This is a genomic window from Roseovarius indicus (assembly GCF_008728195.1).
GTDB lineage: Bacteria > Pseudomonadota > Alphaproteobacteria > Rhodobacterales > Rhodobacteraceae > Roseovarius > Roseovarius indicus.
Genome location: NZ_CP031598.1, coordinates 4680413 through 4704731, shown reverse-complemented (window position 1 = coordinate 4704731; position 24319 = coordinate 4680413). Strand labels below are relative to the sequence as shown.

Here is a 24319-nt window from a genome sequence, read left to right as displayed (position 1 = left end):
GCCCCGGGTCAGGCCCGGGGCGGGGGGTGGCAGGGTCATGCGGTCTCCAGCAGGTGGTGGGCGGAGGGGCCGTGGCCGAGGCCGGATTCCTTTTCCACCCAGGCCTTGGCGCGGTCGGCGTCGTTCACGTCGAAGAGGGCCCAGTGGGCCCCGGAGGCCTCGCGCCAGAGCTGGAGCTGGGTGAGGCCGGCATTGGCGCGGTCCTCGGCGTGGGCGTCGTGGGTGTCGCGGTCGAAGCTGTCGTAGCGGAGGAGGAGTTGGGTGGTCATGGGATGTTCGTCCGGTTGAAGGGGCAGGCACGTGGGTTGGCCCCCACCCTACGGGAAGATTGCAGGTGGAGTGAAGCCCGCCAATTGAGAGCAGGTAGGGCGAGAGGGGTGAGGGTCATGACCCTGGTATCCGGTTTGTCGTCTCTGTCATTCCCAGTCCCTCTGACGTTCGCTCAGTGCGTTTCGGTTGGTCACCTCGATCTTCAGAATGCCTTCACAGGCGGACTTGTAGAGAGCAAAGCAAACGGGGCAGAGCCGTGTCTCGCCCCCGTGAACCGGGTCCGGACCTTCGAAGAACTCCGAGGCGCCCTGAACGGAGAGGGTGACCCAGCACCCGGCGCAATGGTCGTGCTCGGCATCGGTCGTCCACGTGCGCTTCCGGAAGTGTTTGAAGCCGTCCCTGTGTTCGGAAATCGGTCCGAGGTTGTCTTGGAGGAAATACATTCGCCACGAAACATCGCTTCCCATCCATTCCACGTAGAGCGGGTTGTTGTGATCGTTTTCGACCGGTTCGCTCGACTGCAAGAGTGCTTTCAGACGAGGGAACATGGGCCGGCCTCGGTCTCGGGATGTGGCAGGTTCCCTGTCCCCTATGTGGGTGAGGGAACCTGCCGTTTTCAGATCACAGGTCCATCAACAACCGGCGCGGATCTTCCAGCGCGTCCTTCACCCGGACGAGGAAGGTGACCGCGCCCTTGCCGTCGACGATGCGGTGGTCGTAGCTCAAAGCTAGGTACATCATCGGGCGGGCGACGATTTCGCCGTTCACGACCATCGGCCGTTCCTGGATCTTGTGCATGCCGAGGATGCCCGATTGCGGTGGATTGAGGATGGGCGAGGACATCAGCGAGCCGTAGACGCCGCCGTTGGAGATGGTGAAGGTGCCGCCCTGCATTTCCGCCATCGAGAGCTTGCCGTCGCGGGCGCGGGCGCCTTTTTCGGCGATGGCCTTCTCGATCTCGGCGAAGGAGAGCGCGTCGGCGTCGCGGATGACCGGGACGACGAGGCCGGTGGGCGTGCCGGTGGCGATGCCCATGTGGACGAAGTTCTTGTAGACGATGTCGGTGCCGTCGATCTCGGCGTTGACTTCCGGAACCTCCTTCAGCGCGTGGCAGCAGGCCTTGGTGAAGAAGGACATGAAGCCGAGCTTGACGCCGTGCTTCTTGAGGAACTCGTCCTTGTAGGCGTTGCGCAGCTCCATCACGCCGGTCATGTCCACCTCGTTATAGGTGGTGAGCATGGCGGCGGTGTTCTGGCTGTCTTTCAGGCGCTTGGCGATGGTCTGGCGCAGGCGGGTCATCTTGACCCGTTCCTCGCGCTCGGCATCGTCGGCGGAGACGGGGGCGCGCTGGGGCTGGGCCGGGGCCTTGGCCTCGGGGGCGCTGTCGGACTTGGCGCCGCCGCCGGAGCCGGCCTTGGCCACGTCTTCCTTCATCACGCGGCCGTCGCGGCCGGAGCCCTGAACCTGATCGGAGGAGAGGCCCTTTTCGGCCATGGCCTTCTTGGCCGAGGGGGCATCCTCGATATCCTTGCCGGCGGGCGGGGCGGTGTATTGGCCGCCATTGGCGTCGGCCTTGGAGCCGGCCATGTCGTCGCTGCCCGACTCGGGGCGCGCGGCGGGTTCGGTGGTGCCGTCGGCGCTGCCCGAGAGGACGGCGAGCTTGGCGTTGGCCTGCACGGTCTCGCCTTCCTCGGCGAGGATTTCGGTGAGCGTGCCGGCGGCGGGCGAGGGGACCTCGACCGAGACCTTGTCGGTTTCCAGCTCGCAGAGCATCTCGTCCTGGCTGACGCTGTCGCCGACCTTCTTGAACCAGGTCGAGACGGTGGCCTCGGAGACGGATTCGCCCAGGGTGGGGACCATCACGTCGACATTGCCGCCGCCGTTGCCGCCGCTGCCGCCGGTGGAGCCGCCGCTGCCGCGGCCGGATTCGGTATTCTTCTCGCCGCTGTCGGCTTTTTCCTCGGAGGATTTCTTCGGCGCGTCGTCGTCGCCGGCGCCTTCGCCCTCGGAGATGGTGGCGAGCAGGGCGTCGACGCCCACGGTTTCGCCTTCCTTGGCGACGATCTCGGCCATCTTGCCGGCGGCGGGGGCGGGCACCTCGACGGTGACCTTGTCGGTTTCCAGTTCGCAGAGCATTTCATCGGCCGCGACCGCGTCGCCCGGTTGCTTGAACCAGGTGGCGACGGTGGCTTCGGTGACGGATTCGCCCAGCGTGGGGACTCGTACTTCGATGGTCATCGGATCACTTTCCTTCGATGGTGAGCGCTGCGTCGACCAGCGCTTCCTGTTGGGCTTTGTGTTGCGAGGCCAGGCCCGTGGCGGGCGAGGCGGCGGCCGGGCGGCCGGTGTAGACGGGCCGGGAGTGCTTGGCCTTGATGCGGGTGAGAACCCATTCGATGTTGGATTCGATGAAGCTCCAGGCGCCCTGGTTCTTGGGCTCTTCCTGGCACCAGACGACCTCGGCCTTCTTGAAGCGCTCCATCTCCTTGACCAGCGAGATGGCGGGGAACGGGTAGTATTGTTCGATGCGCATCAGGTAGACGTCGTCGATGCCGCGCTTGTCGCGTTCCTCGAGCAGGTCGAAATAGACCTTGCCGGAGCAGAGCACGACACGCTTGATCTTGTCGTCGGAGACCAGCTTGGTGTCGGAGTTGCCGTACTGGGCGTCGTCCCACAGCACGCGGTGGAAGGACGAGCCCGTGGTGAATTCCTCCGCGCGGGAGATCGCCAGCTTGTGCCGCAGGAGCGACTTGGGCGTCATCAGGATGAGCGGCTTGCGGAAGGTGCGGTGCAGCTGCCGGCGCAGGATGTGGAAGTAGTTGGCCGGGGTGGTGCAGTTGGCGACGATCCAGTTGTCCTGGCCGCACATGGTGAGGAAGCGTTCGAGCCGGGCGGAGGAGTGTTCCGGGCCCTGCCCCTCGTAGCCGTGAGGCAGGAGGCAGACGAGGCCCGACATGCGGAGCCACTTGGATTCGCCCGAGGAGATGAACTGGTCGAACATGATCTGGGCGCCGTTGGCGAAGTCGCCGAACTGGGCCTCCCAGAGCACCAGCGCGTTGGGTTCCGCGAGCGAGAAGCCGTACTCGAAACCCAGCACCGCGTATTCGGAGAGCATCGAGTCGATGACCTCGTACTGGGCCTGGCCCGCGCGGATGTTGTTGAGCGGGTAGTAGCGTTCCTCGGTGTCCTGGTTGATGAAGCCGGAGTGGCGCTGGGAGAAGGTGCCGCGGGTGCTGTCCTGGCCGGAGAGGCGCACCGGGTAGCCCTCGGTCAGGAGGGAGCCGAAGGCGATGGCCTCGGCGGTGGCCCAGTCGAAGCCTTCGCCGCTTTCGAACATCTTCGACTTGGCGTCGAGCAGGCGCGAGACGGTCTTGTGCAGCGGGAAGCCGTCGGGCGCGGTGGTCAGCGCCTTGCCGATCTCTTCCAGCGTTTCCGGTTTGATGGCGGTTTCGCCGCGCTGGTAATCCTCGTCCTGGCGGTCGAGGTGGGACCATTTTCCGTCGAGCCAGTCGGCCTTGTTGGGGCGGTATTCCTTGCCCGCCTCGAACTCGTCGGCGAGGTAGGACTGGAAGGCGGCCTTCATGTCCTCGATCTCGCCCTCGGGGATCAGGCCGTCGGCGACGAGCCGGTCGGTGTAGAGCGCCAACGTGGTCTTCTGCTTCTTGATCTTGTTGTACATGATGGGGTTGGTGAACATCGGTTCATCCCCCTCGTTATGGCCGAAGCGGCGATAACAGAAGATGTCGATCACCACGTCCTTGTGGAATTTCTGGCGATATTCCGTGGCGACCTTGGCGGCGTGGACAACCGCCTCGGGGTCGTCGCCGTTGACGTGGAAGATGGGCGCCTCGACCATCAGGGCGATGTCGGTCGGGTAGGGCGAGGAGCGCGAGAAGTGCGGCGCCGTGGTGAAGCCGATCTGGTTGTTCACGACGATATGCATGGTGCCGCCGGTCTTGTGGCCGCGCAGGCCCGAGAGGCCGAAACATTCGGCGACGACGCCCTGGCCCGCGAAGGCCGCGTCGCCGTGCAGGAGGATCGGCAGGATCGAGATCCGGTCGGGGTCGTTCCACTGGTCCTGCTTGGCGCGGACCTTGCCGAGCACCACCGGGTTGACCGCCTCGAGGTGCGAGGGGTTGGCGGTGAGCGACAGGTGGACGGAGTTGCCGTCGAATTCACGGTCGGACGAGGCGCCGAGGTGGTATTTCACGTCGCCGGAGCCGTCGACATCCTCGGGCTTGAAGGAGCCGCCCTGGAATTCGTTGAAGATGGCGCGGTAGGGTTTGCCCATCACGTTGGCGAGCACCGACAGGCGGCCCCGGTGGGGCATGCCGATGACGATTTCCTTGACGCCGAGATTGCCGCCGCGCTTGATGATCTGCTCCATCGCCGGGATCAGGCTTTCGCCACCGTCGAGGCCGAAGCGTTTGGTGCCCATGTACTTGACGTGGAGGTATTTCTCGAAGCCCTCGGCCTCGACCAGCTTGTTCAGGATCGCCTTGCGCCCTTCGCGGGTGAAGCGGATTTCCTTGTCGTAGCCCTCGATCCGTTCCTTGAGCCAGGCCGATTGCTCGGGGTCGGAGATGTGCATGTATTGCAGGGCGAAGGTGCCGCAATAGGTGCGCTTCACGATATCGACGATCTCGCGGATCGAGGCGACCTGGAGGCCGAGCACGTTGTCGATGAAAATGGGCCGGTCCATGTCGGATTCGGTGAAGCCGTAGGAGCGCGGGTCGAGCTCCGGCCGGTAGCCGTGGTCGCGCAGGCCGAGCGGGTCGAGCGTGGCGGCGAGGTGGCCGCGGATCCGGTAGGCGCGGATCAGCATCAGCGCGCGGACCGAGTCGAGCACGGCGCGTTTGACGGCCTCGTCGGAGACCTCGACGCCCTTCTCGGCGGCCTTGGACTTGATCTTGTCGCTGGCGCCCTTGATCTCGGGTTCGGCGGGCCATTCGCCGGTGAGCGCGCCGGTCAGGTCGTCATTGGGGTGCGGCGGCCAGTCGGCGCGGGCCCAGGAGGGGCCTGCGGCCTCTTTCTTGACGTCGGTGTCGCCATCGCCGAGCTGCGAGAAGAAGTTCGCCCAGGCCTCGTCGACCGCCGAGGGGTCATTGGCGTAGCGGGCGTAGAGCTGCTCGAGATACTCGGCATTGTGCCCTTGCATGAAGGAAGAGGCGTGGAACTGGTCGTTGGGCGATTGGTCGGTCATCGTTGATCTCCGATATCCGCGGTGGTCTCCGGCCCTGACCCGGAGGGAATGGCGAAAAAGTTGAAGGCAGTGAAGGGGTAGACCCGGTGCCGTTCGAAGCCCTCCGCGTCGAGCGCGGGGCGGCCTTCGACCAGGTCGCAGGCGGCATAGATGTCGTAGCCGAGCTCGCCCGTCAGCCAGGCGAAGAGCCGGACATAGCCGGTGGTGTCGAGATCCTCGTCGGCGGCGGCGCCGGCTTCGAACAGGATGACCGGGCGGTCACGGCGCAGCAGCGCCTCGGCCCCGCGCAGCGCGGCGTATTCATGGCCCTCGACATCGATCTTGACGAAGCCGACCGGCGTGTCTTCGGACAGCAGGGTATCGAGCCGGGCGACGGGGACCTTTACCTCGCGCGTCTCGCCGCGCGAGGCGCGGTCGCTGAGCGAGGAAAAGCCGGGCCGGTCGATATTCTCGTAGAAGGAGATGGTGCCGTCTTCGTCGGAGACGGCGGTTTCGAACACGGTGGCCGTGGCGAACCGGCGGCGCAGGAGCGCGGCCTTCCAGGGGCTGGCCTCGACGATGCCGAGCCAGCCGCCCTGCGAGAGCTCTTCCATGCGGTAGGAGACCGCGCCGAAATGCGCGCCGATATCGAGGCAGTTGGTGCCGGGCGTGATGAACCGCGGCAGCAGGGTGTCGATATAGCCGTCTTCCCGGTAGAGGGTGGCAAGCTCGGGGTGGCGCAGGCGGTTGGGCCAGTTCCTGAGCGACCGCAGCCGCGCGAGGGGGCGGCTTGCCGGGGAGGTTGCCAGCAGGTGCTTGAGCCGTGCCGAGAACGGGGCCGCGGCGGGGGCGTGCGTTTCGGTCATGGCCATCCTCGCACCGGGCGGGGCGCCATGTTCGTCGGGTCTGGGAAACGATCGCTCATGCTGGGCGTCCGGTTGCTGGTCAGGCCTGTGGCGGGGCGCCGTAGGCGTTGGGTTCCGGCTCGGACGGGCGGGTGAGCCAGTAGATGAAGACGATGGCCAAGACGAGGCCGATGAGGCCGAGCAGGGCGCTGACCATCATGCCGCCCGTCGAGGGCATTTCCATCGGCATGCCGGTTTCGGGATTCATTTCGACCTGCCCGACGCCGAAGATGCGCATCAGGAGGTTGTAGATGGAGGGGATCACGAAATACCAGCCGGGGCGGCCGGTGTCCTGCATGCGCCGGAAGCCCGCCGCGAGGACCGGCACGAAGAGCGCGATCACGTAGAGCGTGGGCAGGAGCGGAACGAGAGAGACCACCAGCATGCCGATGAAGTAGGCCAGCATGAACCACCAGAATTCCGACCGCGAGCCGCGGCCGGAAAACGTGGCGTATTTCTGGGTCAGGCAGGTTTTTACGGATGTCTGGAAGTCCATTCTCGTTCCCCTTTCCCTATGATCCCGGGAGCCTATTTCCCGATCGCTTCGAGCACCGCTTCGCCGAGGCCCGCGGGGCTTTCGGAGACGACGATGCCGGCCGAGCGCATGGCTTCGATCTTGTCGTCGGCGCCGCCCTTGCCGCCCGCGACGATGGCGCCGGCGTGGCCCATGCGGCGGCCCGGAGGCGCGGTGCGGCCGGCGATGAAGCCCGCGACCGGTTTCTTGCGGCCCTTCTTGGCCTCGTCTTTCAGGAACTGGGCCGCGTCTTCCTCGGCCGAGCCGCCGATCTCGCCGATCATGATGATCGACTCGGTCTCGTCATCGGCGAGGAACCATTCGAGCACGTCGATATGTTCGGTGCCCTTGATCGGGTCGCCGCCGATGCCGACGCAGGTCGACTGGCCCAGGCCCACGTCGGAGGTCTGCTTGACCGCCTCGTAGGTGAGCGTGCCGGAGCGGGAGACGACGCCGCAGGTGCCGCGCTTGTGGATGTGGCCCGGCATGATGCCGATCTTGCAGGCATCGGGGGTGATGATGCCCGGGCAGTTGGGCCCGATCAGGGTGGATTTCGAGGTTTCCAGCGCCCGCTTTACGCGCATCATGTCGAGCACCGGGATGCCCTCGGTGATGCAGACGATGAGGGGCATTTCGGCGTCGATCGCTTCAAGGATCGAGTCGGCCGCAAACGGCGGCGGCACGTAGATCACCGAGGCATTGGCGCCGGTTTCGTGGATCGCTTCGTGGACCGAGTTGTAGACCGGCAGGTCGAGATGGGTCTGACCGCCCTTGCCGGGGGTGACGCCGCCGACCATCTTGGTGCCGTAGGCGATGGCCTGTTCGGTGTGGAAGGTGCCCTGCGAGCCGGTGAGGCCCTGACAGATCACTTTGGTGTTTTCGTCTACGAGGACTGCCATCTTGGCGTTCTCCCTTGATCATGCCGCGCCGTGCGCGGATTTCTGGTTCCTGTTTTGACTGTCGGGCCGGTATGCGGCGACCGAGCGAGGGCCCGAATTACGTTCCGGGCCTTGTGAAGGGCTGAGACCACGTCGCCGTCGGTCTTGCCGGTGCCGTTCGACCGGGCCTGCGGGCCCGCCCCGGGGCAGAGTTCCGGACGATATGTCAACCGAACGAGCATCACGACGGCTGCGCCGCGCTTTTGCCGACGGTGATCGTCCCGTTGGGATAAACCCGCCAGTAGGTTCCGGCGACCGCGATCGTGCATCCGGCCAGTTCGGTCCGCGAGACGGATACGACACCCGTATACCGGGGGTCATTCTTTCCCTTGTAGGTGATGAGCCGGGAAAACGAAGTCCTCAGCGCGCTCGTCCGGACGTAACGCCCTGACGTGTCGAAGGCCGCCTCTGCCGCGTTGGGGTCGTTGTAGTGGGGGAGGCAGATCCGCTTGAAATCCTCAGGCATCTCGTCGCGCGAGACGACCCTGTCGGTGCCGTCCACGCGGAAGCGGGCGGCATCTGCAGGGTACCCGGTCGGGGAGTAAGCAGATCCTACGCACCCGGTCATGGTGCCCAACCCGGCAATCAAGAGCGAGGCCTTCAACACTCTCATGCCTTACCCCTTCACCGCCTTCACGATCTTCTCGGCTCCATCCTTGAGGTCGTCGGCGGCGATGACGTTGAGGCCGGAATTCTCGATGATTTCCTTGCCCTTCTCGACATTGGTGCCTTCGAGGCGGACGACCAGCGGAACCTTGAGGCCCACGTCCTTGACCGCGGCGACGACGCCCTCGGCGATGACGTCGCAGCGCATGATGCCGCCGAAGATGTTCACCAGGATGCCTTTGACGTTCTCGTCGGAGGTGATGATCTTGAAGGCTTCGGTCACCTTGTCCTTGGTGGCGCCGCCGCCCACGTCGAGGAAGTTGGCGGGTTCGGAGCCGTAGAGCTTGATGATGTCCATCGTCGCCATCGCGAGGCCCGCGCCGTTGACCATGCAGCCGATCTCGCCGTCGAGCGCGATGTAGTTCAGGTCATACTTGGAGGCCTCGAGCTCCTTGGGGTCTTCCTCGGTCGTGTCGCGCAGTTCGGCGATGTCGGAATGGCGGTAGATGGCGTTCGAGTCGAAGCCCATCTTGGCGTCGAGGCACTTGAGGTCGCCCGCGTCGGTGACGATCAGCGGGTTGATCTCGAGCATCTCCATGTCCTTCTCGAGGAACATCTGGTAGAGCGTGCCCATCAGCGCGACGCATTGCTTGATCTGCTTGCCTTCGAGCCCGAGCATGAAGGCGATGCGGCGGCCGTGGAACGGCTGGTAGCCGGTGGCCGGGTCGACCGAGAAGCTGAGGATCTTTTCGGGGGTGTTCTCGGCCACCTCCTCGATGTCCATGCCGCCCTCGGTGGAGCAGACGAAGCTGACGCGCGAGGTGACGCGGTCGACCAGCAGGGCGAGGTACATCTCGGTCTCGATGCCCGAGCCATCCTCGATGTAGATTCGGTTGACCTGTTTGCCGGCGGGACCGGTCTGTTTGGTCACGAGTGTCCGGCCGAGCATCCGCTTGGCTTCGTCCGCTGCTTCCTCGACCGACTTGGCCAGACGCACGCCGCCCGCTTCGCCGGCACCGGCTTCCTTGAAGGTGCCCTTGCCGCGGCCGCCTGCGTGGATCTGCGCCTTGACGACCCAGAGCGGCCCGTCGAGCGCGCCTGCCGCGGTCTTGGCTTCCTCGGCCCGCAGGACGATGCGGCCATCCGACACGGGGGCGCCGTAGGAGCGAAGCAGAGCCTTCGCCTGATACTCATGGATATTCATGAAACTGTCCCGTTTTGCTACGTTCAGGGACAGTTATTCACACAAGTGTGGCGACAAGATAAACGGGTTTCTGCCCCGGCCCCCCGATTTGCGGCGGTTTTTCGCCCTTTGTGATCACAGGTGTAAATCGTGTGATCACAAGGGGCCGTTTTTTGCACGATTCGTCACAGTGAGAGTTTTTATGGTACGGCAGGGAACATTTGATGACGTTTGGTGGTTGGTGCCCGAGGGCGTGTTTTGCGGCACGCGGGACCGATGAGCACAGGAGAGGATCTGATTTATGGCCAATGATGGCAATGACTGGTTGAGCGGCAAGGTTCTGGCGGTGGCTTGCGTGGCCGCGCTTGGCTGGGGCGTGGGGATATATTCGATGACCGCCAAGTCGCAGTTGCAGAACGAATACGACGCCCAGGAAGAGGTGTTCGGGTCGCTGGAGCAGGCACGCTCGGAGCTGAGCGAGCTGGAGCCGCGGGTGAGCGAACTTCAGGAGTCGGAAACGACGCTGAGCGACCAGGTCGGGACGCTCGAAGAGGAAGTGGCGCAGCGCACCGAGACCAGCGAGTCGCTGGCGAGCGAGATTTCCTCGCAGGAGGAGCAGCTGACCAGCCTGAAGGAAGAGGCCGAGCCGCTTCAACAGGTGCTGGAGGATTACGAGACCCGCAGCAACGAGCTGAGCCAGAAGATCAGCGAACAGAGCGATCAGCTGGCCGCGGTCGGTGAGCGGCTGGAAACGGCCCGCGCCGAGGAGGCGGAGCTGCGCGAGACGCAGGCGAGCCTGACCGAAGAGGTTGCCAAGCTGTCGGACGAGGCGGCGGCGGCCGAACAGGCCTTGCAGGACACGGTCGAGCAGGAAGCCAACCTGCGCAAGGAGATGGAGAGCCTGCAGAGCGAGGTCGGCAATCTTCAGGACGAGAAGGTGCAGCTTGACGAGGCGGTGGCCTCGCTGACCGAGCGGCAGAGCGGGCTGCAGGAAGACGTGGCCGATGCCGAGGCACAGCGGGCCGAGCTGCAGGAGGTCGTCACCACGCTGACCGAGCAGGTCGAGACGCGGTCGAACAAGCTTCTCGAGATCGAGCAGCGGATCGCCGAGCTGAGCAGCCAGTCGGAAGGCCAGATGGTCGAGGTCGGCCCGGCCGATGAGAGCGGCGAGGCGAAATCGGACAGCCAGGCGTCGGAAAGCCAGTCGGGTGAAGCGGCCGCGAGCGACGAGGGTGAGAGCCAGTCGGGTGAGGCTGCCAATGAAGAAGGTGGCGAGAGCGAGTCCGGCGAGGCGGCTGCCAGCGAAGAAGGCGGCGAGAGCGAGTCCGGCGATGCGGCTGCCAGTGAAGACGGTGGCGAGAGCGAGTCCGGGGATGCGGCTGCCAGCGAAGAAGGTGGCGAGAGCGAGTCCGGTGATGCGGCTGCCAGCGAGGACGGTGGCGAGAGCGAGTCCGGTGATGCGGCTGCCAGTGAAGAGGGTGGCGAGAGCGAGTCCGGTGAGGCGGCTGCCAGTGAAGAGGGTGGCGAGAGCGAGTCCGGCGACGCAGCTGCCAGCGAAGAAGGGTCTTCGGACAGCGGCAGCGACGATGGCGGGCAGGCCGCCGAAAGCGGCAGCTCGGAAGAGGATGTCGTGACGCAGGGCGAGGCCGCCGGGATGGACGCGTCGGACAGCGGTTCGGAAACGGACGGTGACAGTGCGTCGTCGGAGAGTGCCGGTGACGAAGAGGCTGCCGAGAGCGGGTCGGATGACGGGTCGTCGGAAGGTGAGGCCGCGTCGGACAGCGAAAGCGCCGATGAAGGTGACAGCGGCTCTGACTCGCAGAGCGAAGAGGCGACCGGCAGTGAAAGCGGGTCGGACTCGGGTAATGCCGAGAGCGAGAGCGCCAATGAAGGCGACAGCGGCTCGGACGACAGCGCCGAGAGCGAAGAGGGCTCGGACAGCGAGGCCGCATCGGAGAGCGAGAGCGCGGACGAGGAAACCGAGGAAGAGGAAAGCGGGTCGAACTGACCGGCTTTTCCCTTCGTTTCAAAGAAAAACGCGCCCGGCAGGACCGGGCGCGTTCTTTTTTGTCGGATCGTTCGGTGGCTCAGGCCAGCGAGCTGTCGATTTCCTTGCAGGCGTCGACGAGGCCCTTCACGGCCTTCACGGAGGTGTCGAACATCTTCTGCTCGTCCTTGTTGAGCTTGATGTTCATGATCCGCTCGATGCCGCCGGCGCCGATGACGGTGGGCACGCCCACGTACATCTGCTTCACGCCGAGGTCGCCGTCGCAATAGGCGGCGCAGGGCAGGACGCGCTTCTGGTCTTTCAGGTAGGCCTCGGCCATTTCGATCGCCGAGGTGGCCGGCGCGTAGAAGGCGGAGCCGGTTTTCAGGAGGCCCACGATCTCGGCGCCGCCGTCACGGGTGCGCTGGACGATGCTGTCGATCTTGTCCTGCGTGGTCCAGCCCATTTCGATCAGGTCGGGGAGCGGGACGCCGGCGACGGTGGAGTAGCGGACGCAGGGCACCATGGTGTCGCCGTGGCCGCCGAGGACGAAGGCCGAGACGTCTTTCATCGAGACGCCGAATTCGAGGCTGAGGAAGTGGCGGAAGCGGGCGCTGTCGAGCACGCCGGCCATGCCGCAGACCTTCTCGGCGGGCATGCCGGAGAATTTCTGCAGGGCCCAGACCATCGCGTCGAGCGGGTTGGTGATGCAGATGACGAAGGCGTCGGGGGCGTTGGCCTTGATGCCTTCGCCGACGGCCTTCATGACCTTGAGGTTGATGCCGAGGAGGTCGTCGCGGCTCATGCCCGGCTTGCGCGGGACACCGGCGGTGACGATGCAGACGTCGGCGCCGGCGATGTCGGCGTAGTCCTGCGTGCCCTTGAGCGCCGCGTCGAAGCCTTCGGCAGGGCCGGATTCGGCGATGTCGAGCGCTTTGCCCTCGGGGGTGCCTTCGGCGATGTCGAAGAGGACGACGTCGCCCAGTTCCTTGAGGGCTGCAAGATGGGCGAGCGTGCCGCCGATCTGTCCGGCGCCGATGAGGGCAATCTTGGGTCTGGCCATTGAAAAACTCTCCGGTGGTTTGAATTTCGCAATGCCCTAGTCTCAAAGACGGGTTCACGCAAGGGTGCTGCGATGCGGCACGTGTGCGGACGGGGGCTGTCGCTTTGAGGCTCGCTGCGATAATCCCTAGGAAAACCGGTAATTTAGGGGCGGTGCGCATGGCCGGATTCGGCTGGGAAGTTTACGCGATCGGCATGTTCGCGGCCTGTTTCGCGGGGATTTCGAAGGGCGGGTTCGGCTCGGGTGCGGCCTTTGCCAGTGCCACGATTCTGGCGCTGGTGATGCCGCCGGGCATGGCGCTGGGGATCATGCTGCCGCTTCTGATGCTGATCGATGCGTCCACGCTGCGGCCTTACTGGCGGCAGTGGAGCTGGCCGGATGCGCGGCTTCTGGTGCTGGGCGGCGTGCCGGGGGTGGTGCTGGGCGCGGTGCTTTACACGGTGGCGGAGCCGGATGTGTTCCGGCTGCTGATCGGGGCGATCGCGCTTTTGTTCGTGGGCTGGCAGATGGCCGGGCGGCTGGGGCTGTTGCAGATCGGCAAGCGGGAGTTGCCGCCCTGGGGCGGGGTGGTGTCGGGCGTGGTGGCCGGGTTCACCAGTTTCGTCAGCCACGCGGGCGGGCCGGCGGTGGCGGTGTACCTGTTGTCGAAGAAGATCGGGAAGACGCCGTTCCAGGCGACGACGGTGCTGGTGTTCGGGCTGATCAACCTGACCAAGGTGATCCCTTACGCCTTTCTCGGCATCTTCACGCGGGAGACGTTGCTGTTCGACCTTGCGATGGCGCCGTTTGCGTTGCTGGGCGCTTATATCGGGGTCAAGGCACACCGGCTGATGCCGGAGCGCCTGTTCTTCGCGATCACCTATGTCTTGCTGACGATCACGGGCAGCAAGCTGATCTGGGACGCGCTGACCTGAACGCTCAGGCGTCGGAGCCGGGTTTCGGCAGCGCCTCGGCCAAAGCCTCGAACGCCTGGCCGCTGGCGACGAGGCAGGTGAGCCCCTGCGGCGTGGTGACCGTGATCGTCCAGGTGCCGGTTTCGGACGAGGCGAACACCTCGACCACGGCATTGTTGGCGCCAAGGCCGATGGACTGCCGGGATTCGCCGTAGCGGTCGGCCAACCGGTCGACCACGACATCGCGCGGCGCGCAGTTGCCCCCCGCCAGCGCGGTGGTGCCGAAAGAGGCGGCGGCGAGCGCCATGAACAGTTTCGTCATCATCTTTCATTCCTTTCCGGATCTGACCCCTGCCGGGGGCGGTGCCGAAAGACTGTGACGAGCTTACCAAGAGAGAGTTAACGTACCGTGCGCGCCCCGGTTCGCTGCGACGCGGCGCGAAATCGCTTGAACTTTTCGGGCGAAAAATGGCAGGAGTGCGCAAGAAAATTTCAGTGACCTGCCAGACGAGGACCAGCAGATGGACCTGACGACGCATCCCTACCGTTCGGTGCTTTATATTCCCGGCTCGAAGGAGCGGGCGCTGGAGAAGGCGATGACCCTGCCGACCGACGCGATCATCTTCGACCTCGAGGATGCCGTTGCGCCGGATGCCAAGGCCGAGGCGCGGGAGACGCTGGCGACCGCGTTGAAGGAGAAGGATTACGGCAAGCGTGCCAAGATCGTGCGGATCAACGCGCTGACCACCGAGTGGGGCAACGAGGATGTGCGCGTGCTGAAGGATGCGGGCGCCGATGTCTTCCTGCTGCCCAAGGTGAACACGCCGACGGATGTGGATGCGCTGGCCGATATGCTGGCGCCCGACATGCCGATCTGGGTGATGATGGAAACGCCGGTGAGCGTGTTCAACGCGCGCGAGATCGCGGCGCATCAGCGGGTGACGGGGCTGGTGACCGGGACGAACGACCTGACCAAGGATTTGGGCTGTCGCACTCGGGCCGACCGGCTGCCGCTGATGACGGCGCTGCAGATGATCGTGATGGCCGCGCGGGCCGCGCGGGGCGTGGTGGCGATTGACGGCGTCTACAACCGGTTCCGGGATGGCGACGGGTTGAAGGCGGAATGCGAGCAGGGGCGCGACCTCGGGTTCGACGGCAAGACGCTGATCCACCCGGCGCAGGTGGAGGTGACGAACACCGCCTTTGCGCCGACCCAGTCGGAGATCGACCTCGCCCAGCGGCAGATCGAGGCCTATGAAGACAGCATGAAATCGGGGCAGGGTGTGGCCGTGGTCGACGGGCAGATTGTCGAGAACCTGCACGTGGTGGCGGCGAAGCGTATCCTTGCGAAGATGCAGGCGATTTCGGAAATGGCAGCGGAGTAAGAGCGGATGATCTGGCTTATCCTCGGGGTTCTGCTTTGGAGCCTTGCACATTTGTTCAAACGGATCGCGCCGGGCGCGCGGGCCTCGATGGGCAATGCCGGCAAGGGCGCGATTGCCGTTAGTCTACTGGTAGCCATCGTGCTGATGGTGATCGGCTACCAGTCTGCCGAGGGCGCGTTCTTCTGGGGCCGGACGCCCATGACGGCGGGGATCAACAACCTGTTGATGCTTGTCTCGGTCTACCTGTTCGCGGCCGCGGGCATGAAAACGGCCGCGGCACGGAAGATGCGGCACCCGATGCTGGGTGCGGTGAAGGTCTGGGCGCTGGCGCATTTGATCGTGAATGGCGATGTGCCGTCTTTCGTGCTGTTCGGCGGGCTGCTCGCGTGGGCGGTGATCGAGGTGATCGTGATCAACAAGTCGGAGCCGGAGTGGGTGCCGCCCGAGCCGGCTCCGGCGCGCAAGGAAATCATGGCCGTGGTGGGCACCGTGGTGGTGTTCGGGGTGATCGCCCTGATCCATGGCTGGCTGGGCTATCCTGTCTTCGGGTGAACACATGAAACTTTACAGATTCCTGAGCGCCGACGACACGTCGGCCTTTTGCCACAAGGTGACCGCGGCGCTGAACAAGGGCTGGGAGCTGCATGGCGGGCCGACCTATGCCTATGACGCGGCCAATGGCGTGATGCGCTGTGGGCAGGCGGTCGTGAAAGAGGCCGAGGGCGAGTATTCGCCGGACATCAAGCTGGGAGAGCAGTGAGCATGGCGAAGACCAACCCGGGGCGGTTTTTCGAGGATTACTCGGTGGGCGAGACGATCCACCACGCGGTGCCGCGGACGGTGTCGGGGGGCGAGCGGGCCTTGTACCATGCGCTCTACCCGGCAAGGCATGCGCTCTATTCGTCGGATGCGTTCGCGCAGGGGTGCGGGTTGCCGGCGGCGCCGATCGACGACATGGCGGCGTTTCACGTGGTCTTCGGGAAGACGGTGCCGGATATCTCGCTGAACGCCTTGGCGAATTTGGGTTATGCCGAGGGGCGGTGGCTGAAGCCGGTGTGGCCGGGGGATACGCTGCGCTCGACCTCGGACGTGATCGGGGTGAAGCAGAATTCGAACGGCAAGTCGGGTGTCGTCTGGGTGCGCACGAAGGGTGTGAACCAGCATGGCGAGGTTGTGCTCGAGTATGTGCGCTGGGCGATGGTGCGGAAATTCGATCTGGACGCGCCGGCGCCGGAGACGGTGATACAGGAGCTGAAGCCGGTGCTGGAGGCGTCGGACCTCGTGGTGCCCGAGGGGCTGGATTTCACCGGGTATGATTTCACGCTGGCGGGGGAGCCGCACCGCTGGGGCGACTACGAGGTGGGCGAGGTGATCGACCATGTCGACGGGGTGACCGTCGAGGAGGCCGAGCACATGATGGCGACGCGGCTTTGGCAGAACACCGCGAAGGTGCATTTCGACGCGAGCCTGCGGGAAGGCGGCAAACGGCTGATCTATGGCGGACATGTCATTTCGATGGCGCGGGCGTTGAGCTTCAACGGGCTGGCGAATGCGCAGATCGTGGCCGGGCTGAATGGTGGGGCGCATGCCAACCCGTGTTTTGCGGGCGACACGATCAAGGCGTGGTCGGAGGTTCTGGACAAGGCCGAGACGGGCGTGCCCGGCGTTGGTGCGATCCGGTTGCGGCTGGTGGCGACGAAGGGCGGGGAGCCGTTCACGCTGAAGGGCGAGGACGGGAAATACCTGCCGCATGTGATGCTCGACCTGGATTACTGGGCGCTCATGCCGATGTGACGGCGCCTTGGCGCGGCTGTCGGGTTTTGGATATTTGGACCAAGAAGAAGCCCGGGGTGCGCCTCGGGCTTTTCCGTGCTGGGCAGGGGGCGCGGGATTGGTCATTCTGGGCGCATGGTCTTGCGTGGTCTCTTTCACCTGATGCTGTTGGTCGCGGCCGTTCCGGCGGCGGCCTGTGATATCGCGCTGGTGCTGGCGGTGGATGTGTCGGGGTCGGTCGACCGGCACGAGTACAGCATCCAGATGCAGGGGCTGGCCGAGGGGCTGCGCGACGGGGCGGTGAGCGAGGCGCTGGTCGCGGGCGAGGCGGCGGTGATGGTGATGCACTGGACCGGGGCCTCGCGGCAGGAAGTGGTGGTGCCATGGACGCGGATGACCGGGTTCGACGTGCTGGAGCGATTCGCCGGCGAGGTGGAGCGCGCGCCGCGGCAGTGGCGGAATTTCTCGACCGCGATCGGGGAGGCGCTGCTGTTTGCGCGGGACCGGCTGGCGGAGGCGCCGGCGTGCGGGCGGCGGGTGATCGACATATCGGGCGACGGATCGTCGAACGAGGGCGTGGCGCCGGGAGAGGTGCGGCAGGCGCTGCTGGCCGAGGGGATCGTGGTGAACGCGCTGGTGATCGAAGGGGCCGAGCCGAGGATGACCGAGTATTTCTGGGAGAACGTGATTCTCGGCCCGGGCGCGTTTGTGATCACAGCGAACAGCTATGCGGAATATCCCGCGCGGATGCGGCGGAAACTGCTGCGGGAAGTGGCGAAGCAGATATCGGCGCGTGAGGGGGTGGAGCGGCCGGGGCGTTTGTGATCACAGCTATCGCCTTGTGATCACGTATGGGGCAAATGCGACGAATTGCCTGAAAAATCCGGCATTTCGCTCTTTGCATACGTGACTCACTCGTTAAAACGTAGGAGAAAGAAGCCGACCGACCGGCCACGCGCCGGGCAGGCTTTTGTCTTGCGCATGTCGCAAACACGAAAGGGACCGATCCATGGCAGATGTGAACCGCGGCAACCGCCCGCTGTCGCCCCACCTGACAATCTATCGTCCGCAGCTGACCTCCATCACCTCGATCCTGACGCGGATCACCGGCAATGCGCTTCTTCTCGGAGCCATCCTGATGGTGTGGTGGTTCCTGGCGGCGGCGACCTCGGCGGAGTATTTCGCCACCGTCGACGGGCTGGTGACCAGCCTGCTGGGCGACGTGGTCATGTTCCTGTCGCTCTGGGCGCTGTGGTATCACACGCTGGCCGGTGTCCGGCACCTGATCTGGGACAGCGGCGCGATGCTGGACGTGCCGACCGCCGAGAGGCTGGGCTGGGCCGTGATCGGCGGCTCGGTGATCCTGACCATCATCACCGTCATCATCATCTGAGGAGACCGGGATGCGTTATCTGACCGACCGCAAGCGCGCCGTCGGCCTTGGCTCCGCCAAGTCCGGGGTGCATCACTTCTGGGCCATGAAGGTGTCCTCGGTGGCGCTGCTCATCCTGATGCCGCTGTTCGTGTTCACCTTCGGGCCGATGCTGGGTGAGCCGCATGAAGAGGTGGTGGCCTATTTCGCGCGGCCCTTCCCGGCGATCGTCGCGGCGCTGACGATGATCGTCGGCTTCAAGCATTTCAACGACGGTGTTCAGGTGCTGATCGAGGATTACATCCACGGGGGCGTGCAGAAATACGCCATCATCCTGATGACCTGCGTGAGCTATGCGCTGATGGTGACGGGCCTGTTCGCCATCGCCAAGATCGCCCTTTAAAGACCGGAGACGTAAGAGACATGGCTGCATACGAATACGAGACGCATGATTATGACGTCGTTGTCGTGGGCGCCGGCGGCGCCGGGCTGAGGGCGACGCTGGGCATGGCCGAGCAGGGGCTGCGCACCGCCTGCATCACCAAGGTGTTCCCGACCCGGTCGCACACCGTGGCCGCGCAGGGCGGGATTGCCGCGAGCCTTGGCAACATGGGCCCCGACAGCTGGCAATGGCACATGTACGACACGGTGAAGGGGTCGGACTGGCTGGGCGATACCGACGCGATGGAGTATCTCGCGCGGGAGGCGCCGAAGGCGGTTTACGAGCTGGAGCACTATGGCGTGCCGTTTTCGCGCACCGAAGAGGGCAAGATCTATCAGCGCCCCTTCGGCGGGCACACGACCGAGTTCGGGGAGGGCCCGCCGGTGCAGCGCACCTGTGCCGCCGCCGACCGGACCGGGCACGCGATTCTGCATACGCTCTATGGCCAGAGCCTGAAGCAGAAGGCGGAGTTCTATATCGAGTATTTCGCCATCGACCTGATCATGAGCGATGACGGCCAGTGCACCGGCGTGGTGTGCTGGAAGCTCGATGACGGGACGATGCATGTCTTCAACGCCAAGATGGTGGTGCTGGCGACGGGCGGCTATGGCCGGGCGTATTTCAGCGCGACCTCGGCGCATACCTGCACCGGCGATGGCGGGGGCATGGTGGCGCGGGCCGGTCTTCCGCTTCAGGACATGGAGTTCGTACAGTTCCACCCGACGGGGATTTACGGCTCGGGCTGCCTGATCACGGAAGGGGCGCGCGGTGAAGGCGGGTACCTCACCAATAGCGAGGGCGAGCGGTTCATGGAGCGCTATGCGCCCAACTACAAGGATCTTGCACCGCGGGATTATGTCAGCCGCTCGATGACCATGGAGATCCGGGAAGGCCGGGGTGTGGGCGAAAATGGCGACCATATTCACCTGAACCTGAGCCACCTGCCGGCCGAGGCGCTGAACCTGCGGCTGCCGGGGATTTCGGAGTCTGCGAAGATCTTCGCCGGGGTGGACGTGACGAAAGAGCCGATCCCGGTGCTGCCGACCGTGCATTACAACATGGGCGGTATTCCGACGAACTACTGGGGCGAGGTTCTGAACCCGACCGAGAAGGACCCGCATGCCGTGGTGCCGGGCCTGATGGCCGTGGGCGAGGCGGGCTGTGCCTCTGTTCACGGGGCGAACCGGCTGGGGTCGAACTCGCTCATTGACCTCGTGGTGTTCGGCCGGGCCGCGGCCATTCGCGCGGGCAAGGTGGTGGATGCCGAGAGTGCCGTGCCTGCGACGAATACGGGCCAGGTGGAGAAGGCGTTCGACCGGTTCGACGGGCTGCGCAATGCCGATGGCGGCACGCCGACCGCCGAGCTTCGGCTGGAGATGCAGCGGACGATGCAGGAAGACGCCGCCGTGTTCCGGACGTCGAAGACGCTGGCCGCCGGTGTCGAGAAGATGGACGGGATCGCCGCGAAGCTTTCCGATATCAAGGTGACCGACCGGAGCCTGGTGTGGAACAGCGACCTGATGGAGACGCTGGAGCTGACCAACCTGATGCCGAACGCGCTGGCGACGATCACCGGGGCCGAGGCACGGCAGGAAAGCCGGGGCGCCCATGCGCACGAGGATTTCACCACGCGCGACGACGAGAAGTGGCGCGTGCACACGATCGCGCGGGTCGATGGGAAAGACGTCAAGCTGAGCTATCGGCCGATCGTCGAGGACCCGCTGACCACCGAGAAGGAAGGTGGCATCGCGCTGAAGAAGATCGCGCCGAAGGAACGGACGTTCTAAGAGCGGGATGGCTGGCGCGCGTGCCATAGCACAGGAGGCCGGATGGGCCCTGCACTGGATATCGCAGCCATGAGCGCGTGGCCGCAGCTTGGGATCACCCCCGGGCCGGTGCTGCGCGTTTTCGGGATGCGGCGATCGGGGAACCATGCGGTGATCAACTGGCTGGCGCGGAATGCGCCGGAGGGTCGGTCGCTGTTCTTCAACAACTGCACGCCAGGGCGGAAGCCGTTCGAGACCTACCGCGCCATCGAGATCGACGGGGTGCGGGTGGCCGGTCACGGGGGCAACCCGGTGAAGCATGCCGCGAAGGCGGGCGACGGGACGATGCTGATGTTCTCTTACGAGGACGTGATGCCGAATGATCGCCGGAAGCGGCCGGTGTCGGTGGACGTGGACGAGGCGGCGATCAGCCATGACGTGGTGATCTGCCGGGGGTTCCTGAACTGGGCGGCGTCGCTTCTGAAGAAGGTGCAGGGGAACGAGGCTTTTTCCGCGCCTCAGCGGGTGGCGATCGTTCTGAAGGCGCTGGGCGGGTATGCCAACATGCTCGAGCTGGCGATCGCCGAGACGGAGCTGGGTGTCGTCGTGATCCGCTATGAAGATTGGATGAACGATGCCGCGTATCGCGCCGGGGTGCTGGGGCGGCTGGGCTTCGAGACCCGCGACGATGGCCTGGGCGAAGTGCAGCGTTATGGCAAGGGCTCGTCCTTCCAGGCGGAGGCGGGCGCGGCGGAAGAGCTGAACACGCTCGACCGCTGGAAGGAAATGAAAGACGATCCGGAATACAAGATCGTCATGTGGCTTGCGGCGCAGGACCTGGCGTTGTGCGACAAGCTTTCGAAGGTTTATCCCGGCGATGCCGAGCGGCTGGTGCGGCTGCGGCAGGATGGGACGGCGGGCAAGGCCCCGCAGAACAATTCGGCGCAGGACACTGCGCCCGCGCAAATCCTCAGGAGGAATTGACATGGTCGAACTGGCACTGCCGAAAAACTCGCGCATGAAGACGGGCAAGACATGGCCCAAGCCCGAGGGTGCCAAGAACGTGCGCAAGTTCCAGATCTATCGCTGGAACCCCGATGACGGGCAGAACCCGCGCGTGGACACCTATTTCATCGATATGGATACCTGTGGCCCGATGGTTCTTGATGCGCTCATCAAGATCAAGAACGAGATCGACCCGACGCTGACCTTCCGCCGGTCGTGCCGGGAGGGGATCTGTGGGTCGTGCGCGATGAATATCGACGGGATCAACACGCTGGCCTGCATCTATGGCATGGACGAGATCAAGGGCGACGTGAAGATCTACCCGCTGCCGCACATGCCGGTGGTGAAGGATTTGATTCCCGACCTGACGCATTTCTATGCCCAGCATGCCAGCATCATGCCGTGGCTCGAGACCAAGACGAACCGCCCCGCGAAGGAGTGGAAGCAGTCGATCGAGGACCGCGAGAAGCTGGACGGGCTTTATGAATGCGTGATGTGCGCGTCGTGCTCGACCGCGTGCCCGAGCTATTGGTGGAATGGCGACAAGTATCTCGGGCCGGCGGCGCTGTTGCATGCGTATCGGTGGATCATCGACTCGCGCGATGAAGCGACGGGCGAGCGGCTGGACGATCTGGAAGATCCGTTCAAGCTGTATCGCTGCCACACGATCATGAACTGTGCCAAGACCTGCCCGAAAGGTCTGAACCCGGCCAAGGCGATTGCCGAGATCAAGAAGATGATGCTGGAGCGCACGGTGTGACAGACAAGCCGGAGCGCCCCTCGCTCGACTTCACGTCGAAGGAGGAGTTCCGGGCGGTCTGCCACCAACTGGCGATGCGGATGCATTACCTCAACCGCGTCGCCATGGGGGAGCAGAAGTTCTCGTCGGAGGTGGCGGAGCTTCTGTCCCGGCTGGGCCGGGTGTTTGACGACCATTACGACGACGAAGAGACCCGCCGCGCCTTTGGCGACGGGTGGGAGACGGGCGTGCTGAGCGAAGAGGAGCGGCGCGCCTATCTTTACGGGCTGCTCTACGACAAGGGCTGACGCGCCGTTCCTGTAGACGCGGGCGTGGCTTGCTCCCTAACCTTGGGGGAAAGGGAGGCGCGCATGGCGGAGACGGATATCATCATCATCGGAGGCGGGCTGGCCGGGCTGGTCGCGGCGTATGAAGCGACGCGGCGGGGCCGGAAGGTGGTGCTGCTCGATCAGGAAGGGCCGCAATCGCTGGGCGGGCAGGCGTTCTGGAGTCTGGGCGGGCTGTTCATGATCGATACGCCGGAGCAGCGGCGGATGGGGATACGCGACAGCCGGGCGCTGGCCGAGCAGGACTGGATGGGCAGCGCGGGGTTCGACCGGGCCGAGGATGCGATGCCGCGGGCCTGGGCGGAGGCTTATCTGGATTTTGCCGCAGGAGAGATGTGGGGGTATCTGCAGGGGCTGGGGTTGCGGTGGTTCCCGGTGGTGGGCTGGGCCGAGCGGGGCGGCAGCAAGGCGGACGGGCACGGCAATTCGGTGCCGCGGTTTCATATCACATGGGGGACGGGTGAAGGCATCGTGGCGCCTTTCGTGCGCGAGGCTAAGGCGGCCGAGGCGAAGGGTTTGCTGGAGTTCCGGTTCCGGCATCGGGTGACGGCTTTGGATGTGGAGGCGGGCCGGGTGACGGGCGTGCGGGGCGATGTGCTGGCCGAGGATGAGGCAAGGCGCGGGGCGTCGACGAGCCGGGAGATCGTGGGGGATTTCGCGATCAAGGCGGAGAGCGTGATCGTCGCGAGCGGCGGGATCGGCGGGGATCATGAGAAGGTGCGGCGGCTGTGGCCGGAGGAACGGCTGGGGAAGGCGCCGGAGGTGATGGTCTCGGGCGTGCCGGATTACGTGGATGGCGCGATGCAGGAGGTGGCCAAGGGGGCCGGGGCCGCCGCGATCAACGAAGACCGGATGTGGCATTACACCGAGGGGCTGACCAACTGGGATCCGATCTGGCCCAATCACGGGATTCGCATTCTGCCGGGGCCGTCGTCGATGTGGTTCGATGCGCTGGGCGAGCGGATGGAGGCGCCGTGCCTGCCGGGGTTCGATACGCTGGCGACGTTGAAGCGGATTTTGGCGACGGGGCATGGGCATAGCTGGTTCGTCCTGACGCAGAGCATCATCGAGAAGGAGTTCGCCCTGTCGGGGAGCGAGCAGAACCCCGACCTGACGAGCGGCAAGTGGCGGGCGGTTCTGAAGGAACGGCTTGGCAAGGGGGCGACGCGGGCGGTGGAGGCGTTCAAGGAGAAGGGCGCGGATTTCGTCGTGGCGGACGGGTTTGACGAGCTGGTGGAGGGAATGAACCGGATCACGCCGGAGGTGCCGCTGGAGGCGGTGAAGCTGCGGCGGCAGATCGAGGCAAGGGATACGCAGTTGGAGAACCCCTTTGCCAAGGATGCGCAGATCATCGCGATCCGGCAGGCGCGGGCGTATCGGGGTGACCGGCTGATCAGGACGGCGAAGCCGCATGCGATTCTCGACCCGTCGAAGGGGCCGCTGATTGCCGTGCGGTTGAATATCCTCACGCGGAAGTCTCTGGGCGGTCTGCACACGGGGCTCGATGGCCGGGTATTGCGGGCGGATGGCTCGGTGTTCGAGGGGCTTTACGCGGCGGGCGAGGTCGCGGGGTTCGGCGGGGGCGGGTATCACGGGTACAACGCGCTGGAGGGGACGTTCCTGGGCGGGTGCATCTTCTCGGGGCGCGTGGCCGGGCGGGAGGCGTGAGCCTGCCCCTCCAACCTCGGGTGCCGGGCTGATAGGGTGCCGGGCGTAACTGCCAGGGAGCTGTCATAGTGATTATCGTCGCCGGGCTGATCATTGCCTTCGTGCTGGTGCTTGTCTTCTCGAACCGGGCGACGCGGAACTGCCGCTGGCGGGCCGTGCGGTCGGGTGACCGGGACGGGGAGGCGATGTATCGGTGCGCGGCCTGTGGCGCCGTGGCCTTTACATCGACGGGCAAAGAGCCTTTGCATTGCCGGAGGGACCAGCCGGACAAGAAGGAGTGA

At 65.2% G+C, this 24319-nt stretch carries 26 protein-coding genes; 15 read left to right on the top strand and 11 right to left on the bottom strand.

Going from position 1 to position 24319, the window contains the following annotated elements; genetic code table 11:
• Positions 1-35: 35 nt before the first annotated feature.
• The 9 genes from RIdsm_RS22535 to sucC form a co-directional block, all read right to left on the bottom strand.
• The gene (locus tag RIdsm_RS22535; protein WP_057820458.1) at positions 36-269 is read right to left on the bottom strand and encodes a hypothetical protein; all 234 of its coding nucleotides are present in this window, start codon (positions 267-269) and stop codon (positions 36-38) included.
• Positions 270-416: 147 nt separating this feature from the next.
• Positions 417-794 (bottom strand): hypothetical protein, encoded by a 378-nt coding sequence (locus tag RIdsm_RS22530; RefSeq protein ID WP_057820457.1) that lies wholly within the window; start codon positions 792-794, stop codon positions 417-419.
• Positions 795-891: 97 nt separating this feature from the next.
• Entirely contained in the window at positions 892-2508 is a 1617-nt protein-coding gene (odhB, locus tag RIdsm_RS22525) for a 2-oxoglutarate dehydrogenase complex dihydrolipoyllysine-residue succinyltransferase (protein ID WP_057820455.1), read from the bottom strand.
• A 4-nt stretch (positions 2509-2512) separates the two neighbouring features.
• Positions 2513-5473: a 2-oxoglutarate dehydrogenase E1 component gene (locus tag RIdsm_RS22520; protein ID WP_057820454.1), complete on the bottom strand. Its 2961-nt coding sequence runs from the start codon at positions 5471-5473 to the stop codon at positions 2513-2515.
• A complete protein-coding gene (locus tag RIdsm_RS22515) occupies positions 5470-6318 on the bottom strand; it encodes an FkbM family methyltransferase (RefSeq protein ID WP_057820453.1) in 849 nt (282 codons plus the stop codon). Before RIdsm_RS22515 ends, RIdsm_RS22520 begins: the two co-directional genes overlap by 4 nt.
• A gap of 79 nt (positions 6319-6397) precedes the next feature.
• A complete protein-coding gene (locus RIdsm_RS22510; RefSeq protein WP_057820451.1) occupies positions 6398-6853 on the bottom strand; it encodes a DUF805 domain-containing protein in 456 nt (151 codons plus the stop codon).
• 32 nt (positions 6854-6885) lie between these two features.
• Positions 6886-7770 (bottom strand): succinate--CoA ligase subunit alpha, encoded by an 885-nt coding sequence (gene sucD, locus RIdsm_RS22505; protein ID WP_057820450.1) that lies wholly within the window; start codon positions 7768-7770, stop codon positions 6886-6888.
• A 220-nt stretch (positions 7771-7990) separates the two neighbouring features.
• Positions 7991-8422 carry a hypothetical protein gene (locus RIdsm_RS22500; protein WP_057820449.1) on the bottom strand — a complete coding sequence of 144 codons (432 nt, stop codon included), beginning with the start codon at positions 8420-8422 and terminating at the stop codon, positions 7991-7993.
• 3 nt (positions 8423-8425) lie between these two features.
• On the bottom strand, positions 8426-9619 hold the full coding sequence (sucC, locus tag RIdsm_RS22495) for an ADP-forming succinate--CoA ligase subunit beta (protein ID WP_057820448.1): 1194 nt from the start codon (positions 9617-9619) through the stop codon (positions 8426-8428).
• A 280-nt stretch (positions 9620-9899) separates the two neighbouring features.
• On the opposite strand from sucC, the gene RIdsm_RS22490 reads away from it, so the two are divergent.
• Entirely contained in the window at positions 9900-11606 is a 1707-nt protein-coding gene (locus tag RIdsm_RS22490) for a coiled-coil domain-containing protein (protein WP_057820447.1), read from the top strand.
• 79 nt (positions 11607-11685) lie between these two features.
• Here RIdsm_RS22490 and mdh read toward each other — a convergent pair whose 3' ends face one another.
• Positions 11686-12648 carry a malate dehydrogenase gene (mdh, locus tag RIdsm_RS22485; protein WP_057820446.1) on the bottom strand — a complete coding sequence of 321 codons (963 nt, stop codon included), beginning with the start codon at positions 12646-12648 and terminating at the stop codon, positions 11686-11688.
• 158 nt (positions 12649-12806) lie between these two features.
• Between mdh and RIdsm_RS22480 the strand changes: the two genes are divergently transcribed.
• Positions 12807-13562: a sulfite exporter TauE/SafE family protein gene (locus tag RIdsm_RS22480; protein WP_057820442.1), complete on the top strand. Its 756-nt coding sequence runs from the start codon at positions 12807-12809 to the stop codon at positions 13560-13562.
• Between the two features lie 4 nt (positions 13563-13566).
• On the opposite strand, the gene RIdsm_RS22475 is transcribed toward RIdsm_RS22480, so the two are convergent.
• Positions 13567-13863: a hypothetical protein gene (locus tag RIdsm_RS22475; RefSeq protein ID WP_420424842.1), complete on the bottom strand. Its 297-nt coding sequence runs from the start codon at positions 13861-13863 to the stop codon at positions 13567-13569.
• Positions 13864-14062: 199 nt separating this feature from the next.
• On the opposite strand from RIdsm_RS22475, the gene RIdsm_RS22470 reads away from it, so the two are divergent.
• The 13 genes from RIdsm_RS22470 (at position 14063) to RIdsm_RS22410 (ending at position 24319) form a co-directional block, all read left to right on the top strand.
• Positions 14063-14926: an HpcH/HpaI aldolase/citrate lyase family protein gene (locus tag RIdsm_RS22470; RefSeq protein WP_057820440.1), complete on the top strand. Its 864-nt coding sequence runs from the start codon at positions 14063-14065 to the stop codon at positions 14924-14926.
• A gap of 6 nt (positions 14927-14932) precedes the next feature.
• Complete coding sequence (locus tag RIdsm_RS22465) at positions 14933-15478, top strand: NnrU family protein (RefSeq protein ID WP_057820438.1); 546 nt, start codon at positions 14933-14935, stop codon at positions 15476-15478.
• A gap of 4 nt (positions 15479-15482) precedes the next feature.
• Positions 15483-15686 carry a DUF1737 domain-containing protein gene (locus tag RIdsm_RS22460; protein WP_057820436.1) on the top strand — a complete coding sequence of 68 codons (204 nt, stop codon included), beginning with the start codon at positions 15483-15485 and terminating at the stop codon, positions 15684-15686.
• Between the two features lie 2 nt (positions 15687-15688).
• Entirely contained in the window at positions 15689-16720 is a 1032-nt protein-coding gene (locus tag RIdsm_RS22455; RefSeq protein ID WP_057820430.1) for a MaoC family dehydratase, read from the top strand.
• A gap of 114 nt (positions 16721-16834) precedes the next feature.
• The gene (locus RIdsm_RS22450) at positions 16835-17524 is read left to right on the top strand and encodes a DUF1194 domain-containing protein (protein ID WP_057820427.1); all 690 of its coding nucleotides are present in this window, start codon (positions 16835-16837) and stop codon (positions 17522-17524) included.
• Positions 17525-17708: 184 nt separating this feature from the next.
• The gene (gene sdhC / locus RIdsm_RS22445; RefSeq protein ID WP_057820425.1) at positions 17709-18092 is read left to right on the top strand and encodes a succinate dehydrogenase, cytochrome b556 subunit; all 384 of its coding nucleotides are present in this window, start codon (positions 17709-17711) and stop codon (positions 18090-18092) included.
• A gap of 10 nt (positions 18093-18102) precedes the next feature.
• Entirely contained in the window at positions 18103-18474 is a 372-nt protein-coding gene (sdhD, locus tag RIdsm_RS22440; protein ID WP_057820423.1) for a succinate dehydrogenase, hydrophobic membrane anchor protein, read from the top strand.
• Positions 18475-18494: 20 nt separating this feature from the next.
• Positions 18495-20300 carry a succinate dehydrogenase flavoprotein subunit gene (gene sdhA / locus RIdsm_RS22435; protein ID WP_057820421.1) on the top strand — a complete coding sequence of 602 codons (1806 nt, stop codon included), beginning with the start codon at positions 18495-18497 and terminating at the stop codon, positions 20298-20300.
• Positions 20301-20342: 42 nt separating this feature from the next.
• Entirely contained in the window at positions 20343-21263 is a 921-nt protein-coding gene (locus RIdsm_RS22430) for a hypothetical protein (protein WP_057820420.1), read from the top strand.
• Position 21264: 1 nt separating this feature from the next.
• A complete protein-coding gene (locus RIdsm_RS22425; protein ID WP_057820419.1) occupies positions 21265-22044 on the top strand; it encodes a succinate dehydrogenase iron-sulfur subunit in 780 nt (259 codons plus the stop codon).
• On the top strand, positions 22041-22331 hold the full coding sequence (locus RIdsm_RS22420) for a hypothetical protein (RefSeq protein ID WP_057820418.1): 291 nt from the start codon (positions 22041-22043) through the stop codon (positions 22329-22331). Before RIdsm_RS22425 ends, RIdsm_RS22420 begins: the two co-directional genes overlap by 4 nt.
• Before the next feature lie 63 nt (positions 22332-22394).
• A complete protein-coding gene (locus RIdsm_RS22415) occupies positions 22395-24038 on the top strand; it encodes an FAD-binding dehydrogenase (RefSeq protein WP_057820416.1) in 1644 nt (547 codons plus the stop codon).
• A 68-nt stretch (positions 24039-24106) separates the two neighbouring features.
• Complete coding sequence (locus RIdsm_RS22410) at positions 24107-24319, top strand: hypothetical protein (protein WP_057820415.1); 213 nt, start codon at positions 24107-24109, stop codon at positions 24317-24319.

Coding starts and splice junctions, on each gene's coding strand:
- RIdsm_RS22415 (WP_057820416.1), top strand. CDS start 22,395: ATGGCGGAGACGGATATCATCATCATCGGAGGCGGGCTGGCCGGGCTG.
- sucD (WP_057820450.1), bottom strand. CDS start 7,770: ATGGCAGTCCTCGTAGACGAAAACACCAAAGTGATCTGTCAGGGCCTC.
- RIdsm_RS22535 (WP_057820458.1), bottom strand. CDS start 269: ATGACCACCCAACTCCTCCTCCGCTACGACAGCTTCGACCGCGACACC.
- RIdsm_RS22425 (WP_057820419.1), top strand. CDS start 21,265: ATGGTCGAACTGGCACTGCCGAAAAACTCGCGCATGAAGACGGGCAAG.
- RIdsm_RS22490 (WP_057820447.1), top strand. CDS start 9,900: ATGGCCAATGATGGCAATGACTGGTTGAGCGGCAAGGTTCTGGCGGTG.
- sdhC (WP_057820425.1), top strand. CDS start 17,709: ATGGCAGATGTGAACCGCGGCAACCGCCCGCTGTCGCCCCACCTGACA.
- sdhA (WP_057820421.1), top strand. CDS start 18,495: ATGGCTGCATACGAATACGAGACGCATGATTATGACGTCGTTGTCGTG.
- RIdsm_RS22480 (WP_057820442.1), top strand. CDS start 12,807: ATGGCCGGATTCGGCTGGGAAGTTTACGCGATCGGCATGTTCGCGGCC.
- RIdsm_RS22430 (WP_057820420.1), top strand. CDS start 20,343: ATGGGCCCTGCACTGGATATCGCAGCCATGAGCGCGTGGCCGCAGCTT.
- mdh (WP_057820446.1), bottom strand. CDS start 12,648: ATGGCCAGACCCAAGATTGCCCTCATCGGCGCCGGACAGATCGGCGGC.
- sucC (WP_057820448.1), bottom strand. CDS start 9,619: ATGAATATCCATGAGTATCAGGCGAAGGCTCTGCTTCGCTCCTACGGC.
- RIdsm_RS22450 (WP_057820427.1), top strand. CDS start 16,835: ATGGTCTTGCGTGGTCTCTTTCACCTGATGCTGTTGGTCGCGGCCGTT.
- RIdsm_RS22455 (WP_057820430.1), top strand. CDS start 15,689: ATGGCGAAGACCAACCCGGGGCGGTTTTTCGAGGATTACTCGGTGGGC.
- sdhD (WP_057820423.1), top strand. CDS start 18,103: ATGCGTTATCTGACCGACCGCAAGCGCGCCGTCGGCCTTGGCTCCGCC.
- RIdsm_RS22520 (WP_057820454.1), bottom strand. CDS start 5,473: ATGACCGACCAATCGCCCAACGACCAGTTCCACGCCTCTTCCTTCATG.
- RIdsm_RS22515 (WP_057820453.1), bottom strand. CDS start 6,318: ATGACCGAAACGCACGCCCCCGCCGCGGCCCCGTTCTCGGCACGGCTC.
- RIdsm_RS22465 (WP_057820438.1), top strand. CDS start 14,933: ATGATCTGGCTTATCCTCGGGGTTCTGCTTTGGAGCCTTGCACATTTG.
- RIdsm_RS22460 (WP_057820436.1), top strand. CDS start 15,483: ATGAAACTTTACAGATTCCTGAGCGCCGACGACACGTCGGCCTTTTGC.
- RIdsm_RS22470 (WP_057820440.1), top strand. CDS start 14,063: ATGGACCTGACGACGCATCCCTACCGTTCGGTGCTTTATATTCCCGGC.
- RIdsm_RS22510 (WP_057820451.1), bottom strand. CDS start 6,853: ATGGACTTCCAGACATCCGTAAAAACCTGCCTGACCCAGAAATACGCC.
- odhB (WP_057820455.1), bottom strand. CDS start 2,508: ATGACCATCGAAGTACGAGTCCCCACGCTGGGCGAATCCGTCACCGAA.
- RIdsm_RS22475 (WP_420424842.1), bottom strand. CDS start 13,863: ATGACGAAACTGTTCATGGCGCTCGCCGCCGCCTCTTTCGGCACCACC.
- RIdsm_RS22500 (WP_057820449.1), bottom strand. CDS start 8,422: ATGAGAGTGTTGAAGGCCTCGCTCTTGATTGCCGGGTTGGGCACCATG.